Here is a 17550-nt window from a genome sequence, read left to right on the forward strand (position 1 = left end):
TATTTACAGCAAGTCGACTGGTAAAAAATGAAAGTAATAACTTTTTACGGTATCCGTGCAACGCTAATGGGCACCGGTTTTAGTATACTCTAACTTCCTTATTAAAGAGAGCATCATTTCCTTGTGTATCTTGTACAGGTGAATTACGGTTGTAGACAATTGAGGCTCTTACATCGTATACATAATTTGAATATAGGTTGGGCACTACACTGCTTTCATTTCGGGAGTATGTTCTGGAATCCAAGACATCCAGTAGAATATCTCCGTCTTCATATTTACCATTCCCATTTGTATCTATATAGATTATATCACTAGTTCTATAATTATAAGTTACATCATTCGCAACAGAAGCCCTGATGTTTACTGCAAATGTATCAGCTTCGTAGTTTGTTGGAATGACCGACATGATAGATCCAGTGGGCAAAGCCTGTCCATTTATCGTGATAGCAAGATCGTGTTTATCCAATGAAGGAATCGAAATTGATCTATTAAAACTCAGCTGAATCGATCCGTCATTATATCCGATTGTTGCTGAAACAAGTTCAGGTTGAACACCGCTTACAAAGTAGACATTTCCACTTCCTGGTACGGCAATCGTATTCCCCGCATTGTCGCGAATATTATTGACAGTGAACAGAGCATTTTGGGACATTGAAATACCTGAAGATGGAACATGAATTGTTACATCAACTGATGTCGCTCGGTCAGCCGTACCTGTGATTTTAGTCGTCACATACGAACCGGCTGGCAAAGCCTTTCCATCCCACGTATAGTTATTAATATCTTGCACAGTTCCCAAGTTTACGCCGCTGTCTGCGTCGCTTACTGTATAAGCTGCCACTTGCTCCCCGCTATAAGCATCTTTCGGCGAGCCGTTTGTAACTTGTCCCACAACTGGACGTGTTCCGTCATACGAAGCTGCATTTTCTACGATGAATGTTTGATTCATGATTGCGTTTGGATTCGGAATGCCCGCTTTATCCCGAACTGTATTTGCTGGCAAACGCAATTGGTATGTGCCATTCGACAAAGGCTCGATGATTGTAAGTGTATTATTGGCAATGACTGCATTTTGATAGCGGCCGCTATAAATAAGACTGAAATCTCTAGGCACACCCGTCCGTTGATCGATCAGCATAATTTTACTATTTCCACCCGCATCAATATCTTCCGTGAAACTCGCCACAATTTTGCCGTTTTTATATTCAATCGTTGTAAATGAAGGTGCTGTTGTGTCCCTTGTTAGTGTCACGTTCGTTGAATAAAGAACCGCGCTGTTACCAACAGTATCTTTCACGTCAGCATCAATGAAGAGGACCGCGTTGTACGAATCTCGATATGATGTGCCCGTCCCAGTCAGGACAACCGTCTTTCCGTCCTTCCCAGCTTCCGCCTTCAAGTTCATGACCGTGCCATTCGACTGGACGAGACGCGCTTTCCCATTGAACGAAGCGATATTCATTTCCTTATCATATGTCACTTCTACCCGATTTTCGCCAATCACTTTGACGTCTTTAACAGTCGGTGCAACTGTATCCGCTGTAATCGTAATGGATGCTTCCACTGGATTTGGAGATGCAAAATTATTTTTATAGTCCTTCACGTTTAGCAATTTAACGGTCGCTGTCGTCCCAGCTGCGACTTGTTTGCTTGCAGTTACATTCAAACGGTTCGGATTAGACGGGTCGTTTGCTACCGTCGCTACGATATCATTCACATACGCAATGACGCCTGACGCACTAACAGGCTCGTCAAACAGTATGGAGAATGAGTTTGTCGAAGTTTTCGCCGTCGCGGAACCAGAAACGAATTTCGGTGCGACATCATCTTTCGCTTTCAGAATGGCAGTATACTCCTCGAATTTCCCACCAGCCGTAGCTTGAATTGCATCTGTCGTTTTAACCGCGTATTCCCCGTCAAAGGTCCATTGTGCTGTAACCGTTAACGTTTTTCCGTCTTCAGACAAAGAACCTGTGAGCTGTCCGGGGTTCACAGTCGATCCGGATACCATCGTAAATGAGATATTTCGAACGTTATTAGAAGAATCAAGCACTGTAGATTTTGTTACAGGTGTTGCAAATTTCACTTCAACTTGCTTCGCGCTGATCGTCTTCACGTCAGTGACAAAGCGGTCATCTACTGCATAGTCGAATGTCATGGCGAGCGTTTTTTCTGCTGTCGCATCACCCTTTGTCAATGTAACAATATAGTTTCCTGCCGTTTTTCCTTGGGCCGCTTTCGCAGTAACGCCTTTTTCCGTAATTAAGGATTCAGTATATTTTTGAACAGCCGCGAGTTTAGTTTCATCGGTCGCCAAAGGACCACGTGAAACAGTGACTGCCCCTGCTTTTAATTGATTAGCTGCTGCATCTACCGCCACTTGATCTTCATCCACTTTCGGAACAACAAACGCTTCGCTTCTGAAGACGAACGAAGCCATTTGTCCACGAGTCACGAATGCATTCGGCGAAAAAGTTGTTGGAGTCGTACCAGTCGTAATTTCATGCGCATAAAGTGAACGGACAAAGTCAATATGCCACTGCTTGCTGTTTATATCGCTGAACGGCAGTTGAACGGACTCCATCTCCTCTAAACTAAAGCCAAGTACGATAATCTTCGCCATTTGGGCCCTTGTCAGACTATCATGCGGTTTGAATGTGTTGTCCTCATAACCTGAAATGATCCCCTCTTCGACAAGCGCAGCAATATAGCCATAGTAAGGGCTTGTCTTGCTAATGTCCGTGAAACCTGGATCACTGACATTTTTCGTATCCAAATCGAGCACCATTGCCAAAAGCTTTGCCGCATCTTGACGCGTAATATTCTGACCCGGCTTGAACGTTCCGTCCGAATACCCGCTCATCATGCCAGCTGCCGTATATTTCATAACTGCATCATAAAAATGATGACTTGGAATATCTCGTACATCCGAAAACGACGGTGTCTCCGCTTTTACTGACATAGGCGCAACTGCAACAACTCCTGATGCCGCAACAGTAGTCGCCAATGCCGCTGTAAACATCTTCGCTTTACTATTCTTCTTCATAATCTACGCCCCCAATTTGTATTAAATAAAGTATGTATACTGTACTTTCTCTCGCAATCTATCAAGCTAGTTAGCTATTACTAGTATAAGTTAAGTGGAAAATTCATGCAATGCAGAACTTAATTGTGTCGATGACAGTTCATGTTTCTTTTATAACGATTCATCGTTGCGTATATAAATATAAAAGAAGCCAACCAAATAATAATTTGATTGACTTCTTTTTTTGTCTATATAATGTAGTGCATAATCATAGTTGTTTACCGCACTGGCATCGTTTAAAACCATTAAATTCCCACTGGCACAATGTACATTCCTGCGGCTGGGTCGTGTTTGACTACGACATTGACGCCATATATGTCCTGGATAAGGACTGCTGTGATGATTTCCTCCGGTTTGCCTTTAGCAGCGATTTGGCCGTCTTTCATGACGATGATGACGTCGCTGTATTTGATGGCTTGGTTAATGTCATGCAACACCATGACGATGGAAATGCCGTGTTGTTTATTTAAACTACGAACAAGCTCCAGCAGTTCATACTGATAGAAAATATCCAAATATGTCGTCGGTTCGTCCAAAAACAAATATGGAGTCTGCTGGGTAAGCGCCATAGCGATCCAAACCCGTTGCATTTGTCCACCGGATAGGCTATCTATCGGCATATGCCGCTTATCGAGCAAATTCGTGCTGGCGAGCGCCCATTCAATCGCCTCTTCATCCTCTTCCGTACTTGATGCAAAAAAGCTTTTATACGGAATCCGCCCATACGCGGTCAACTTCTCGACCGTCATATCGGAAGGGGCGTTGTTTTGCTGGTGGACGACCGCTAACCGCTTCGCTAACTCCTTCGGTTTGAATTCACGCAACGATTTCCCGTCTAACAACACATCCCCATTTTGCGGCTGATGATGATTCGACAGGACACCCAACAACGTTGATTTCCCACAACCATTCGGCCCGATGATCGTAGTCACTTTGCCGATGTCGATTGAACTGTCGATCCTTTGCAAAGTATCCCTCTTCTTGTCGTATGAAAATGTGACTTCCTTAATGTCCATAAATGCGATCACTCTTTCTCAGCAAGAATATGAGGAATGGCCCGCCGATCACTGCCATGATAATGGAAGCCGGAATTTCATTCGGCGCAATCAATGTCCTTCCTAACGTGTCCGCCAATAAAATCAACAGCGCCCCCGCCAACGCGGAAAACGGGATCAATACTTTATGGTCGTTGCCGACAAGCGTTCTACCGATATGCGGGACTAATAAACCGACAAAAGCGAACATACCCGCCACTGTTGTCGCAATCGAAGCTAATAAAACCGCAATAATCGAAACGACAAATCTCGCCATATTCACATTGACGCCAAGGCTTTTCGCCGTCCGGTCCTCAAGCGATAAATAATTGCACCATCTATATACGAAAAACGACAGCAAAAGTCCAATCGTCCCATAAAGCGCGATCACTTCCACTTCGCTCCATTTTTTCATCGTCAATGTCGAAGTCGTCACTTGGCTCATCGACTGCGTAATACCGTTCCCGCTGAGTCCGATTGCCTGACCCAATCCAGTGAACAATGCATTGACCGCGATACCGATCAGAATCATCCGCAGCGGGTCCAAGCCCGACTTCCACGATAATGAATACACTAAGAAAAACGCCAGCGCACCGCCGATAAACGCGAACAGCGGCACGAAAAAGAATAACGCCGGGAACATCGCGATCACCAGTACAGACATGAAGCTCGCTCCTGCGGAAACTCCGATGATGCCAGGATCCGCCAACGGATTACGCATGACTGCCTGCAGCAAAACGCCCGCCACCGACAAAGCAGCTCCCGCAACTATTGCGATCAAAATCCGCGGCAACCGCAAGTCTTTAATGATGGCGACATCATCGTTCGTTCCCGTCAATAGCCCGTGAATCAATTCGAAAGGCGTCACCGATATACTGCCCGTCAATGCGGATTGGACGAAAACGATGACTAAAAGAAGCGCAACAACTATGAAACTGATGCTTTTCCGATTGATTACCGACATGATTTTACCTGCCTTCATTTCTCTTCATGCAGCATGTTCATTAACTCATCCAACGCTTCCGCCGCAGCCAAATTGCCTGTCGTGCCGAACAGCGTCTCCTCTAAATCATAAACACGCCCGTTTTTCACCGCATTAAAATGCTTCCACACATCATTCGTGCGGAACTCCTCATCAAACATTTTGATCACTTCTTCAGGCATGCCGTGCGCCGCACGCAATATGACGTCCGGATTCGTCTGTTGCAAAAACTCCGTATTAGAGGAAATAAATTCAACTTCTTCACCCGTAATGACATTCACGCCGCCAGCCCGCTTGACGAGATCCCCGATATACGAATGCTCCGTTCCCACCAAATAGCTGCCCGGAATCCCCATGAGAATGAGCACAGAAGGCTTCTCTTTCCCTTCAATCGCTTTTTCGATTTCAGCAGCCTTGTCCTCGAACTTTGACACAATCGCTTCTGCTTGCTCCATCCGATCGTATTTCTCACCGATTTTCAAGATTTCTTCGTGCATCGCGTCGATGCTATCGAGATTCGCATACGTCATATCGATCCCGCGTTCCTCAAACATTTCTTGTAAGTCATATTTCAACGTTGTCACCGAATAAATTTCCGTCGGCTTCAACGACAACAGCATTTCCATGTCCGGGCTCATCGGATTGCCGACTTCCTTCGCATTCGCATAGCGTTCCGGCAATTCCTTATAACTCGACGGGACGCCGACCAAATCGATGTCAAGGGCGTCCATGATTTCTGTCAGTGCGACAGTCGTTGCAACGATTCGATCACCGTCCTGCTCGCCGTTTTGTTCACTCGCCTGATCTCCGGCATTCGCAGAACAGCCGGCAAGCATGACACTTATCACCAAGCCGAAAAGGCCGATCGCTTTTTTCATTCCAGCACAACTCCCTTATTTTCGAGCACGTTTCCTTGCTAAAGCAAATACGATCGCAGCAACAATAACCGCAGTAATTGCAGCTATCAAAATGAATGAGCCTGTCGAAGATTCTTCTTTTTTATCTTTTACATCTTCAACTGCAACTCCTTCAACTGCGTCTTCTTCCTGTTCTTCAAGTTCTTCTTCATTCACACCATCAGCTTCTTCAGACAAAGCATCCTCTTCTGTATCTGCTGCATCTTCATTTTCCGAATTCACTTCAGTCGCGTCTTCCGATTTTGCTTCGGATTGCTCCGCCTTATCTTTTCCAGATTCAGTCACAGTCAATTTCTCTTCTGTTTTCGTTACGTTTTCAGTCGTTTTTGCTGTCTCGGTTTTGTTCTCCGCAGGTTTTTGAGCTGGCTTTTGTTCCTGCTTTTGAACCGGCTTCGCTTCGGTCTTCTTCGGCGTTTCCGGCTTCGTTTCCTTAGCAGGAGGCGGTGTCGCTACTGGCTTTTCCACCGGAGGAGCCGGGATGGAAGACGTATTGAAGCTGAAGCGGATATCGTATTTATTGTCATATTCAAATCCAGGAATGCCTGTCACGATAATATGGATTTTGGCATTGACCAACTTCGTCAAATCCGAAACCGTAAATCGCACGACTCGTGTATCACCTGATTCGCTCACCACTTGCACATCCGAAAAACTACCGCCGTTTTGCACTTTGAAATATTGCCACCACGAGCTGTTTTTCAATGTGACAGTCACCGTCGCCTTATCGTTCGCCAACTGCACTTTCGCAGGGCTCACCATGTAGTCAGCCGTTGTGGATTGTTCGTTGCTATTATCCTTCAACACAGTGAACGGGACAGTATATTCCCCATCCGCAAACGTTGCAGCAGCCGCTTTTTGCGGCATGATTGGAATGAAAAGCACCGTGACCAAGAAAAGTGTCATTGCTACAATCAAATGTCTTTTCATTTTAAACTCCTTCGCTCCACACACAACGCCGGCTGTCACAATAAGCGTGACGCCGGCATCCGTGCGAAAATTATTGAACTGTTTCAAGCATGTTGTAAACCATTTTTACTGCATGAGCACGAGTTGCGTTTGCTTTCGGCGCAAACACTTTCTCGCCTTTCACAACATCGCCGTCAATAATGCCAAGACCAACTGCCAATTGAACAGCGTCTTTCGCATAGTCGCTCACTTGATCTGCATCTGCGAATGTAACAGTTGTTTCTACGTTTTCTAGCGCAGAAGCATTTTTATATTCGATTGCACGGACGATCATCGTTGCCATTTGCTGACGAGTGATCGCTGCATTCGGGTTGAATTTTCCAGCATCGCCTTGAATGATTCCAGCGCGGTTGGCTGCTTCTACTTCATATACGAAGCCTTCCATTTCTTTCGTTACATCAGAGAAAGTTCCTTGGAATTCTTGCTTTTCAAGGTCCAATGCGCGAGAGATGATCAATGCGAATTGAGCTCTCGTAATTTTGTCATTTGGCGCAAATGTATCAGATGATTTTCCTTTGACTATTTGCTTTGCAGCAAGTGCTACGATATAAGGTTTTGCCCAAGACTCACTAATATCTTTGAATGAAACTGTTACTTCTTCTTCAGGTTGTTCTGGTGTTTCGGGTGTTTCAGTTGCTACTGGTTCAATGCTGTCTTGGTCGAACGCAAGGCGAACTGTGTAATTTCCAGTGTGGTTAGCTTCTGCTACGAAAACCGTCACTTTCGCGTTCATGATTGTTGCGATATCAGCAACTTCAAATGAAACAACACGGCGATTTGCTTCTTCATCCACGCTTACTACTGTCGCGTCTATGAATTCGCCATCTTGCTCAACTTGGAACTCAGTGATTTGCTCATTATTTGTCAATGCGAATGAAACAACTTGCTTGCCATCTTTTACAGATAATGCAGCTGGTGCTTCGATGAAACGCGCCATGCCTGCAGATTCTTTATCTTCTGTTGCATGTAACACTTTGAAATCGATTATGTAATCGCCGTCTTCAATTGTTGCTGGTGCTTCAGGAGTTTCTGGTGTTTCTTCTACATCAGTTCCTTCTTCTTCAGCTGGAACATCGCTTCCGTCGAACTGGAAACGGATGTCATGCGTTTGATCATATTCACCAAGACCAGGAATTCCTGTTACGATAATATGCGCTTTTGCATTCAATATTTGTTCAACATCTTTTAATTCAAACTTCACTACACGTGTTTTTTCTTCAGCGTTTTCGCTTACAACTTCAGCGTCAACAAATTTGTCGCCGTCTTGGACCTTCAATGACTGCCAATATTGGCTTTCCAATAGTGTCATGTAGACGACCGCTTTTCCGTCTTCCACTTTCACTTGTGCCGGGCTTTTCACATATTTACCTGCTACAGAAACTTCGTCCTTATCTTCTTGCAATACTTTGAAAGGAAGCTCATAAGACGCCTCCTGTTCAGCAGTCACTTCAGCTGCTGCTGGAAGTGCAGGCATAGCTGTAAAGATCAGCAACATCGCTGAGAATAAAACCATTAAATTCTTCTTCATACTTGTAATCTCCTTTTCTACTTTTTCGACCGTAGTAATCTTATAGCAGCAAAAATCCCCACTACAACAACTATCGCAGTCGCAATATAAAACCAAATTTTACTGCCTTCACTTACGGATTCAACCCATTGCTGGTCCGTTTCCTTCGAGGAATCCGCATCAACTGCAACACGCACCGTGTATGAGTGATCATAAGGAATCTCCAACTCATCAATCACTACATGCATCTTCACTGGGAATGGCTCATCCAACTCGCCGTCCACATTCAGCTCAATAACGCGCGTATCCGCCTCTTCATCCTCCGCAACGACTTTCGCGTCTATAAAACTATCGCCGCTTTTTTCCTGCAACTGTTGAACCCACTTACTATGATTCAACGTCAACTGCAAAACCTGGCCATCGCCATCCACCTTCAATAACGCCGGCTTCTCGAAATAATCATTGGCAATCGACACCGAATCCGAATCGCCCTGCAGCAGCTCATACTCCACTGCATATACGCCGTCGGACAACGACTCCGCCACCACAGGCACAGCCGATAACGCCCACAGCAGTAAAACAGTACCAAACCAAGGCGCCACCCGTCTCCTCATGCAAACTCCTCTCCCACTAGTGAGAACTGTTATCAATTATTACATTCCCATCATAGGACATGCGACCCCCATTTGAAAGCCCCCTCACCAATATTCACACATTGTTCACATAAAAAGGAATGAAATGTGACGGATTCTTGCACTGGCATTGGTATGAGGAGGATGGTTCAGTTCAATTCGCTTCTTTACTTATAATCCCTTGCGTTCGTGTCAAGACTACGCAATATCAATTAGGTGGGAGTTTTTTGTATGAATAAGGTTGGCTCGATTAGTATGCTGCATGTAATTCTTTTATCAATGACGGTCATCGGACTGAAAAACCACGTGACCATTATTCCATCGCTATTATCGCATGCAGGGCGAGATGCCTGGATTTCTGTTCTCATTGCCGCAGTCGCATTGATTCCTTGGCTTTTCCTTCTCGTCTACATTCATCGCAGCTCAAAACAGATTTCACTTACCGATTGGCTTCATACAAAAATCGGCAAAGCCCCTACCGCTATTTTCCGATATGGAACCGCACTTTTCTTCCTATTGATGGCTGTTTTTACAATGGCCGAGACTTTACAGTGGATCAAAGCAACATTCTTACCTGAGTCACCTTTAGTCCTCATGATATTGATTTACTCGATTCTATGTATCTTTCTTGCCACGACAAATTTACAAACGATTGTCATGGTCAATGTCGTTGTCTTATTTTGGGTCGTCGTCCTCGGCTTCTTTGTCGCCATAACGAATATACAAGTGAAAGACTATTCATTACTACGACCTTTCTTTGAGCATGGATTTAAACCTGTCATTACTTCTTCAGTGTATCCTGCATCAGGTTTCATTGAACTTCTATTATTTCTTTTCATCCAACAAAATGTGCAAGGTCGATTCCGCTGGTATCATTATGCAATTATGATCTTTATCTTGCACAGTTTGACACTGGGCCCACTTGTCGGTGCGATTACAGAGTTCGGGCCACAAGAAGCAACAAAGCAAAGGTATCCTGCTTATGAGGAATGGGGGCTCGTTTCCATAGGTAGATTCATTCAGCATCTTGATTTCTTATCCATTTATCAATGGTTGACAGGCGCATTCATTCGTGTGTCGTTCCTCTTGTACATCGTCACGGATTTATTGCACATGAAAGGCAATGCTATTCGTACTTGGAGAATACTCGGTCCTGCATTCTTCTTCATGAGTTTGTCGCTATTTTTACTAAATGACCATATTCTTCTTAAAATAAAAGGCGATTACCTATTGATCGTTACATTCTTCTTCATGCTATTGCTGACATTCTTCTTCACAATCATGGCATTAATTAAAAAAGGAACGGCAAAAGAAATATAAATCTTAACTAGAAGATGGTGAGCGCAATGGACATCACATCCTTAAGACAGTTATTTCAAAAGTCGGCAGATATTCATTTTCAACAGTACATGTTCAATGGCCGTTCAGTCATCTTCGTTACATGTGAAGCGATGATCGACCAACAACTATTACAAGAAGTAATTGTGCCGAATGTTAACCATTTCGTAAGCGCTTTGGAAGAAGAACCTACCGAAGCAATGATTGAGTCGAAATTGCATATTCCTGACTTGAAAGCAGGAAAAGACTTAGAAAAAATCGTTCCTCTCGTATATACCGGACATGTCCTCCTATTTTTTGAAGACTTCGGACTTATTTTCACAAGCAATATCGGCAAAAAACCGAATCGCAATCCAGAAGAAACACGATTGGAAGTGCCTGTCAAAGGGCCTCGGGACAATTTCATCGAAGACGTCTCCGTCAACATCGCCTTAATGCGGAAAAGATTGCCGACAAATTCATTATGCGTGGAAAAATTCGAATTAGGCAGTCGCTCTAAAACAACTGTCGCTCTTTTGTATTTTGAAGATATCGCGAATAAAGAGATACTGGACGGCTTAAGAAGACAGCTCCAGAAAGTCGATATCGACATTGTTATCAGCCCTACACTCCTTATGGAACTTGTGAATAAAGGCTCCAAGCTATTTCCACGGATGGATTACACGGGACGTCCAGATAACGCTGTTCAGTCGCTTGTAAGAGGAAGGTTCCTGATTTTTGTTGACGGAGCTGCATACGGTGTCGTACTGCCTGTCAATCTGTTTTTGCTTATCAAGACGGGTGAGGATAATGAAACGCCCGTCATCTATGGATCCTTACAACGTTTAATGCGCATCTTCGGATTATCGATCGGTTTGACATTGCCAGCATTCTGGCTTGCTTTGACGACCTATCATCAGAACCAACTTCCGGTGCAATTATTGGCAACTGTCGTTCAAGCAAATACGGGACTTCCCCTCCCATCATCCATCGAAATGTTGCTTATGTTACTCATGTTCGAACTATTTCGAGAAGCCGGTTTGCGTTTGCCGACTGCTTTAGGAGGAACGATTGGCGTCGTCGGCGGCTTGATCATCGGAGATGCTGCCATTCGTGCCGGCATTACAAGTCCCGCGATGATTGTTGTTATCGCCATATCAACAATTGCCACGTTTACATTGGTGAACCAATCGCTCGTGAACGCGGTGAGTGTATTGCGTATCGGCTTCATCTTGCTCACCTCGATGTTAGGCTTATTCGGCCTTCTTATGTCGGTATTCATTACGATTGTCTACTTATCCAGCATACGGACGTTCGGAGTTCCTTACATGAACATATCAACTGACTTAAACTTTAAAACAATTATGGAATCATTCTTACGACTACCTCAGAAGTTTTATACAACCCGACCTCCAATGATGAAACCGACTGATCCGACACGTATGAAGAAGGTGGATAAAGATGAATAAAAGATTGGTCGGCTTGATTGTATTATTTCTAATGCCGATAGCCCTATTCGGCTGTTGGGATAATAATGAACCCGAAAGAATGTTATATATTAATGGAATCGGCATCGACTATAAAAACGGTCAATATGAGCTGTATGCTCAAATTATAAATTTTGCCAATACAGCTAAATCCGAGCAGCCAACAAACAATGAAACGATACAAGCTGAAGTCGGTCATGCTACAGGAAAGACAATAGATGAAGCAATTTCCCAGTTGTATCTTACCGTCGATCAAAAAGTCTTTTGGGGGCATTTATCCTATCTGGTCTTTTCCGAGGGGGCTTTAAAAGAAGTGAAACTAAGTCCAGTCATCGATCTTTTTATCCGTTATAGGGAAACACGCTATCAAATTTGGGTGTACGCAACAAAAGATCCGGTGGAGGAAATTTTATTATTGAGACCCGTCATCAACAAAGCCATTACATTGTCAAAGTTAGGGGATCCGGAAAACTCCTTCGAGCAGGAATCATTTATTAAACCAACCAATATCCGCGAATTACTGATCCAAATGAACGAACCAAATCATGAAGCTAAAATTCCACTCATTACGGTTAAAGACAATTGGGTTTCAATCAAGGAGACGATAAAAGCACCCTATCTGGCCGGAGCAGGAATAGTCACACCCGATATCTTCAAAGGATTCATTGAAGGAGATAAAGCAAGAGGTATCAGATGGATGTCGAATGATACAGTGAGATCGGAAATCACCGTTCAAACGGAAAGCGGAAATCACATCTCCCTTGTCGTTGAGAATATAAAAGTGAAAATTGAACCCGTCATTGTAAACGGAACAGCTAAGTTCGACATCGACGTATACGGCGAAGGAACTATCGATATCATAACCGATTCAGCAACACCTAACGAAATAGAACAATTGGTGAAAAAGGAAATGGAAAAGCAAATTGTTACAACCTACGAGGAAGCGTTACAAAAGGACGCCGATATCTTTCGATTATCAGAGCAATTGTATCGAAAAAACATAAAAGAATGGAAACGGCTTCACGAGGAAGGGAAAGTGGAACTGACTAAGGATTCAATCCGAAACATCACCATAACTATCGGAAAACTTTCCTCCAAACGAAAATCGTTCGAACAAACAATTGACTGAATCACATTGCGGCATTGGCGTCGGTGCCTGTGCAAGCTGCATTGACAATTCAACTAAAATTATAAAAATACAAAGGGAAGCTAATCAAAGATTGATTTGATTAGCTTCCCTATTTTCGTATATACAATTGTAGTTAATAACATGAATTGTTTCCTGCACAAGCACCGGTTTAAGAAAGTTTCATAGGTACTTGTTTTCGATGTGTATTTTCATGGTATATTAGTACGCGGCGAATATATAGAAATGAGTGAAACACTTGAAATTCAATGGCAGGATTATTGCAATTGGGGTAGTTGGTTTATTTAACGTAATACGCTACTTTTATTATCATCAATATTTAGGATTACCTTTTGAAGCGAACTTCTTTGTTTTAACTGCATTCTTTTTAGCAATTGCCTGGTGGTGCGGAAAGCAGTTTGACCGGGTAAAATATTTCTCTGAAAAAGATCCGTTAACCGATACATACAATCGTAGAACAATTGAAAGTTCCTTTCAAAAAATCGCGAATGTATGTAAAAGAGAAAATAAAAAACTCGGTATTATTTTGTTGGATCTAAATAATTTTAAACAAATCAATGATACATACGGACATCAAAAAGGTGATGAATTATTGAAATATATAGCAACGCTTCTGATAAAAACCGTCAAAAAGGATGATATAGTATCACGCTGGGGTGGAGATGAATTCATAATCCTTGTACCGAAGTGCACAGAAAGATTCAACTCAGAATTTATTAGACAACTTCATCAAACTTTGAATAATACACTCTCTGATAGCTTCCCTTCCGTTGGAGCTTCTATCGGGTTCTCAATTTATCCCGATGAAGGACAAGGCTTTCAGGAGTTAATACAAAAAGCGGATGAGGCGATGTATCAAAATAAAAGTCATATATCAGCGGCCGTTGCTAAAAGTGATACAACTAATTTCTGAGCAAATCGTATTTCGTCGGTACCCGTGCATGCCAAATAAATAGGGAAGCTAATCAAAGATTGATTTGATCGGCTTCCCTATTTTTGTTTATACAATTATAGTTATTAATCAGAATTGCAACCTGCATAGGCACCGATTTTAATTATTTATATACTTCTCAAACACATCGCCGAAATCTTTTATATGGTATTTATCGCGGGCTGAAGTTAACCAAGAGAAGCCGAATTCGGTCAGTTGCTTGTATTGATCAGCCATTTGGATATCGGACGGCCTTGAATTCTCCAACACTGACGCAGCTTTGTTCAGGCTTTGCGTCGCCATTTCGAATAGAATATTGTTCTCATGAGCTTTTTCCGAAATATACACCAATGCTTTGTATAGATCATTCAATTGCGCGAGTTGCTTTTTATCGACGTCGATGCTGAATAATTGATTTCCTAGCGTAAACTTGATTTCCACATCCAAATCGATTTTGCCCGCGGTTTCCAGTAGGACATCAGTGATTTGATATTGCGAATAAGGGTAGCGTTTCAACACACGCTTCGAAGAGACGGCCTTGTCGCCATCAACGTGAATAAACGCGATGTTCGTAAAACAATACTCATCCGCTTTTGTCTTAATTAAAAAATAAATTTTCTCATCATCTTCATGTCGGATATAATCATCCGCATCTGTCTTATCATAATCCTCAGGACCAATGATTTTACCGATATCCGACAAACCTAACGCATCCGAAGCCAACTTTTTCAGCATATGAACGACCTCTCCCTATACTAGAATTCTTTCACTTGAATTATATCATTTCTTTAGTTGAATAAGTTCATTGTCATTAAATTGTGTCGGTGCCTGTGCATGGAGCAAGGGGTATGAACTGACAACGGGTAGAAGATAAGTGTAAAATAGAAAAAAACTGTTTAGAAGAGGAACTTCATATGCCCAAAACACAACAAAAAGCACCTGTCTGGAAATTATTCGCTCGCGGCTTTGCGGTTATGCTCGGCGCAGTGATCGCGGCTTACGGATTAGAATCTGTGCTCATTCCGAACCAAGTGTCGGATGGAGGCGTGACAGGTCTTAGTATCGTCGGATCACAATTATTCGGTTTTCCTTTAGGACTTCTCATCGCAATTTTAAATATCCCATTTGTTTTTTTAGGCTACAAACAAATCGGTAAAAGCTTTGCCCTTTTCTCTGTACTTGGGATAGCAACGCTTGCTATTAGCACGAGCTTGATGCATCACGTGCCTACTATCATTAAAGGGGATACACTTTTAGTCACAGTTGTCGGTGGTATCATCCTTGGTCTCGGAATGGGTATTGCGCTGCGTAACGGTGGTGCCCTGGATGGCATTGATATGTTAGCCGTCTTGCTTTCCCGGAGGATGCCATTTGGTACAAGTGACTTAATCCTATTTTTGAATGTCTTCGTTTTTGCTATCGTCTCGACTGTTTTCGGTCTTCAAGGAGCTTTCTTATCCGCAATTGCTTATTACATTGCCACGAAAGTGATTAGCATTGTCGAAGAAGGTCTAAGTGGTTCCAAGATGTATAAAATCATTACGAGCGAGCCCGAAGATATGGTGGAAACTATCCGCGACCGTCTTGGTCGTAGTTCGACGTACAGCATGGTTCAAGGTGCGTATTCCAACGAGCAGTTCAAGGAAATTACGTGTATTATCAACCGACTGGAAGATAGTAAGATGAAGGAAATTATTCTTGAAATCGATCCATCCGCATTTGTCACTGTTTACGAAGTCGCTGAAGTGCGCGGCGGGAATTTCGGCAAGCGGAACATCCACTAACAGATTTCGCAATGTCATGAGACCATCCATTCGCTCTGAATGCGATGGTCTATTATATTGTTTTAGAATACTACCATTTCATTTTACTGAATAAATCAAGCAAAACCGTACGTCCTTCCAATCCGATTTCCCAGCCTGCCAACTCTTCCATCAAACTATCCTTTGAGCGGAACCCTTTGACGAATCCATTCAGTCGGGCAGCAAACGTGGAGTTGATAAGCATGCTCGGTTCCGGATATAGCATCTGCAGTTGATCCAACGCCTTCGGATACCGCTTAAGATAATATTTCTGATGACGTTCTTCCGCTAGTATGAAATCCGTAAACGGAGCAATTTCTGTTTCGATTCTTTCACCAAGTTCTACTTCCATTTCCTCCTTCACATGTTCCGCGATCTTTAGCTGTTCATCGCCTCTGCATCGCAGCAAAGACAAATATTGGCGCCCCTTATACTGGTCTCGGTTTGGATAATGATTTCGCCAAAAATGGCGCAAAACGTCCTCATAACGGATGATAGCGGGATCGAAATCAATTTCAATCGTCTCTGTATGATTGCCCATTTGCCGATACGTCGGAGATGGAGTTGTGCCGCCTGCATAGCCGACTCGCGTGCGGATCACCCCTGGCAAACTACCGAATCGGGCTTCCGGTCCCCAAAAACACCCCATCCCGAACGTCGCCGTTTGTAAATTCGTAGACCGCTGTAGCGGATTTTCGATTGTTTGAATATCCATATCCAATCACCTTTCTGTGTAATTGTGTCGGTGCCTGTGCGCGGTGCATTTATGACTATTCACGAGAAAAGGTGAAACCTTCCTTCGTGTGTGTCGTATATGAAATGAAAGGGCGGTGGCAATAATGTTGTTCGTTATGATGACAATCCTCATTTTTTCGATTCCAGGGATATTGCTTCTTTGGACAGCAATCGATTTTAAATTAGGAAAAAAAGATAAAATTCCTTGGAAATTAATAGTGATCTTACTCATTGTATTGACGTCAGCTAGTGTTCTAATTCAAATTTATTTATTACAAGCATACAGCTTTCCAATTTTCCAAACGAATATCGAAACGATCATCGGAATTTCGATAGTTGGTTTCCTCGCTGGTATTATCCTCATTATCAATTTGTTCATTACGAAAACAATGGGGAAAAAATTACCGAAGTCTGTCCATGATCCAAAAACGGTGAATGTTTTTACCTTATGCATTGCCATTTTTCTATTCATCATATTGTTCATCGCAGCACCAACCGGCAAAAAAATTGCTTATGCCACGTCGATCCACCAAGCAATGGCGGCTACAGAGGACGTTGCCGAGGAGGAATTTTCCGTTTTGCTAGTGACTTCTGAAAGAGAATGTTTGCGCCAAACGACAAGCTGTCGGAACTCGGCATATAGCAATCAATTTTTCATTAAGAGTAACATAAATAAAACACAAGAAGTTCAAGTGAAAATCCGGGCTCTGAATAGCAGCAATCAAGAAATGAAAGTCATTGATTCCAAAATCATGACATTAGAACCGAATGAATTGCGTTTATTGGAAACAGAAGAAACGAACGAGGAAGCCAGTGTGTGGAACAAGTATTCATTCCAGACCAATCATCGAGTCTCCCATTACGAGCAAATGATACGGTATCGTGATGTGGATGAATAAAAAAGGAAGTCACTTCAATAGAGTGACTTCCTTTCAGAGTGTAGACAAAGTCGTTTTTGGACTTTGTCTACACTCTTTTTTAAGGCAAGTGGCAATGGGCAGGAATTTC

15 protein-coding genes are annotated in these 17550 nt (G+C 43.0%); 6 read left to right on the forward strand and 9 right to left on the reverse strand.

What is annotated here, in order from left to right:
• Window positions 1–79 precede the first annotated feature (79 nt).
• The 7 genes from ACTHPA_RS18240 to ACTHPA_RS18270 form a co-directional block, all read right to left on the reverse strand.
• Complete coding sequence (locus tag ACTHPA_RS18240) at window positions 80–3046, reverse strand: S-layer homology domain-containing protein (RefSeq protein WP_440502355.1); 2967 nt, start codon at window positions 3044–3046, stop codon at window positions 80–82.
• Between the two features lie 284 nt (window positions 3047–3330).
• A complete protein-coding gene (locus ACTHPA_RS18245) occupies window positions 3331–4101 on the reverse strand; it encodes an ABC transporter ATP-binding protein (RefSeq protein WP_440502360.1) in 771 nt (256 codons plus the stop codon).
• Window positions 4091–5074 (reverse strand): FecCD family ABC transporter permease, encoded by a 984-nt coding sequence (locus ACTHPA_RS18250; protein WP_440502384.1) that lies wholly within the window; start codon window positions 5072–5074, stop codon window positions 4091–4093. The genes ACTHPA_RS18245 and ACTHPA_RS18250 overlap by 11 nt, the downstream gene beginning before the upstream one ends.
• 23 nt (window positions 5075–5097) lie before the next feature.
• The gene (isdE, locus tag ACTHPA_RS18255) at window positions 5098–5979 is read right to left on the reverse strand and encodes a heme ABC transporter substrate-binding protein IsdE (RefSeq protein ID WP_440502362.1); all 882 of its coding nucleotides are present in this window, start codon (window positions 5977–5979) and stop codon (window positions 5098–5100) included.
• A 15-nt stretch (window positions 5980–5994) separates the two neighbouring features.
• Entirely contained in the window at window positions 5995–6945 is a 951-nt protein-coding gene (locus tag ACTHPA_RS18260; protein WP_440502363.1) for an NEAT domain-containing protein, read from the reverse strand.
• Window positions 6946–7015: 70 nt separating this feature from the next.
• Complete coding sequence (locus ACTHPA_RS18265; protein WP_440502365.1) at window positions 7016–8512, reverse strand: NEAT domain-containing protein; 1497 nt, start codon at window positions 8510–8512, stop codon at window positions 7016–7018.
• A gap of 17 nt (window positions 8513–8529) precedes the next feature.
• Window positions 8530–9105 (reverse strand): NEAT domain-containing protein, encoded by a 576-nt coding sequence (locus ACTHPA_RS18270; RefSeq protein WP_440502367.1) that lies wholly within the window; start codon window positions 9103–9105, stop codon window positions 8530–8532.
• A gap of 249 nt (window positions 9106–9354) precedes the next feature.
• Here ACTHPA_RS18270 and ACTHPA_RS18275 point away from each other — a divergent pair, with 249 nt between their 5' ends.
• The 4 genes from ACTHPA_RS18275 to ACTHPA_RS18290 all read left to right on the forward strand — a co-directional run bounded on the left by ACTHPA_RS18275 (window position 9355) and on the right by ACTHPA_RS18290 (window position 13987).
• Window positions 9355–10443 carry an endospore germination permease gene (locus ACTHPA_RS18275; RefSeq protein ID WP_440502369.1) on the forward strand — a complete coding sequence of 363 codons (1089 nt, stop codon included), beginning with the start codon at window positions 9355–9357 and terminating at the stop codon, window positions 10441–10443.
• 26 nt (window positions 10444–10469) lie between these two features.
• On the forward strand, window positions 10470–11909 hold the full coding sequence (locus ACTHPA_RS18280; protein WP_440502371.1) for a spore germination protein: 1440 nt from the start codon (window positions 10470–10472) through the stop codon (window positions 11907–11909).
• The gene (locus ACTHPA_RS18285) at window positions 11902–13056 is read left to right on the forward strand and encodes a Ger(x)C family spore germination protein (RefSeq protein ID WP_440502373.1); all 1155 of its coding nucleotides are present in this window, start codon (window positions 11902–11904) and stop codon (window positions 13054–13056) included. Before ACTHPA_RS18280 ends, ACTHPA_RS18285 begins: the two co-directional genes overlap by 8 nt.
• A gap of 256 nt (window positions 13057–13312) precedes the next feature.
• The gene (locus ACTHPA_RS18290; protein ID WP_440502375.1) at window positions 13313–13987 is read left to right on the forward strand and encodes a GGDEF domain-containing protein; all 675 of its coding nucleotides are present in this window, start codon (window positions 13313–13315) and stop codon (window positions 13985–13987) included.
• Between the two features lie 138 nt (window positions 13988–14125).
• Here ACTHPA_RS18290 and ACTHPA_RS18295 read toward each other — a convergent pair whose 3' ends face one another.
• Entirely contained in the window at window positions 14126–14740 is a 615-nt protein-coding gene (locus ACTHPA_RS18295; protein ID WP_440502377.1) for a PH domain-containing protein, read from the reverse strand.
• Between the two features lie 179 nt (window positions 14741–14919).
• On the opposite strand from ACTHPA_RS18295, the gene ACTHPA_RS18300 reads away from it, so the two are divergent.
• The gene (locus ACTHPA_RS18300) at window positions 14920–15789 is read left to right on the forward strand and encodes a YitT family protein (protein ID WP_440502379.1); all 870 of its coding nucleotides are present in this window, start codon (window positions 14920–14922) and stop codon (window positions 15787–15789) included.
• A 70-nt stretch (window positions 15790–15859) separates the two neighbouring features.
• On the opposite strand, the gene msrA is transcribed toward ACTHPA_RS18300, so the two are convergent.
• Window positions 15860–16522: a peptide-methionine (S)-S-oxide reductase MsrA gene (gene msrA, locus ACTHPA_RS18305; RefSeq protein ID WP_440502381.1), complete on the reverse strand. Its 663-nt coding sequence runs from the start codon at window positions 16520–16522 to the stop codon at window positions 15860–15862.
• A gap of 124 nt (window positions 16523–16646) precedes the next feature.
• On the opposite strand from msrA, the gene ACTHPA_RS18310 reads away from it, so the two are divergent.
• On the forward strand, window positions 16647–17441 hold the full coding sequence (locus tag ACTHPA_RS18310) for a hypothetical protein (protein WP_440502383.1): 795 nt from the start codon (window positions 16647–16649) through the stop codon (window positions 17439–17441).
• Window positions 17442–17550 lie beyond the last annotated feature (109 nt).

Origin of the sequence: Sporosarcina sp. SAFN-015, assembly GCF_051966875.1 — a bacterium.
Classification (GTDB): domain Bacteria; phylum Bacillota; class Bacilli; order Bacillales_A; family Planococcaceae; genus Sporosarcina.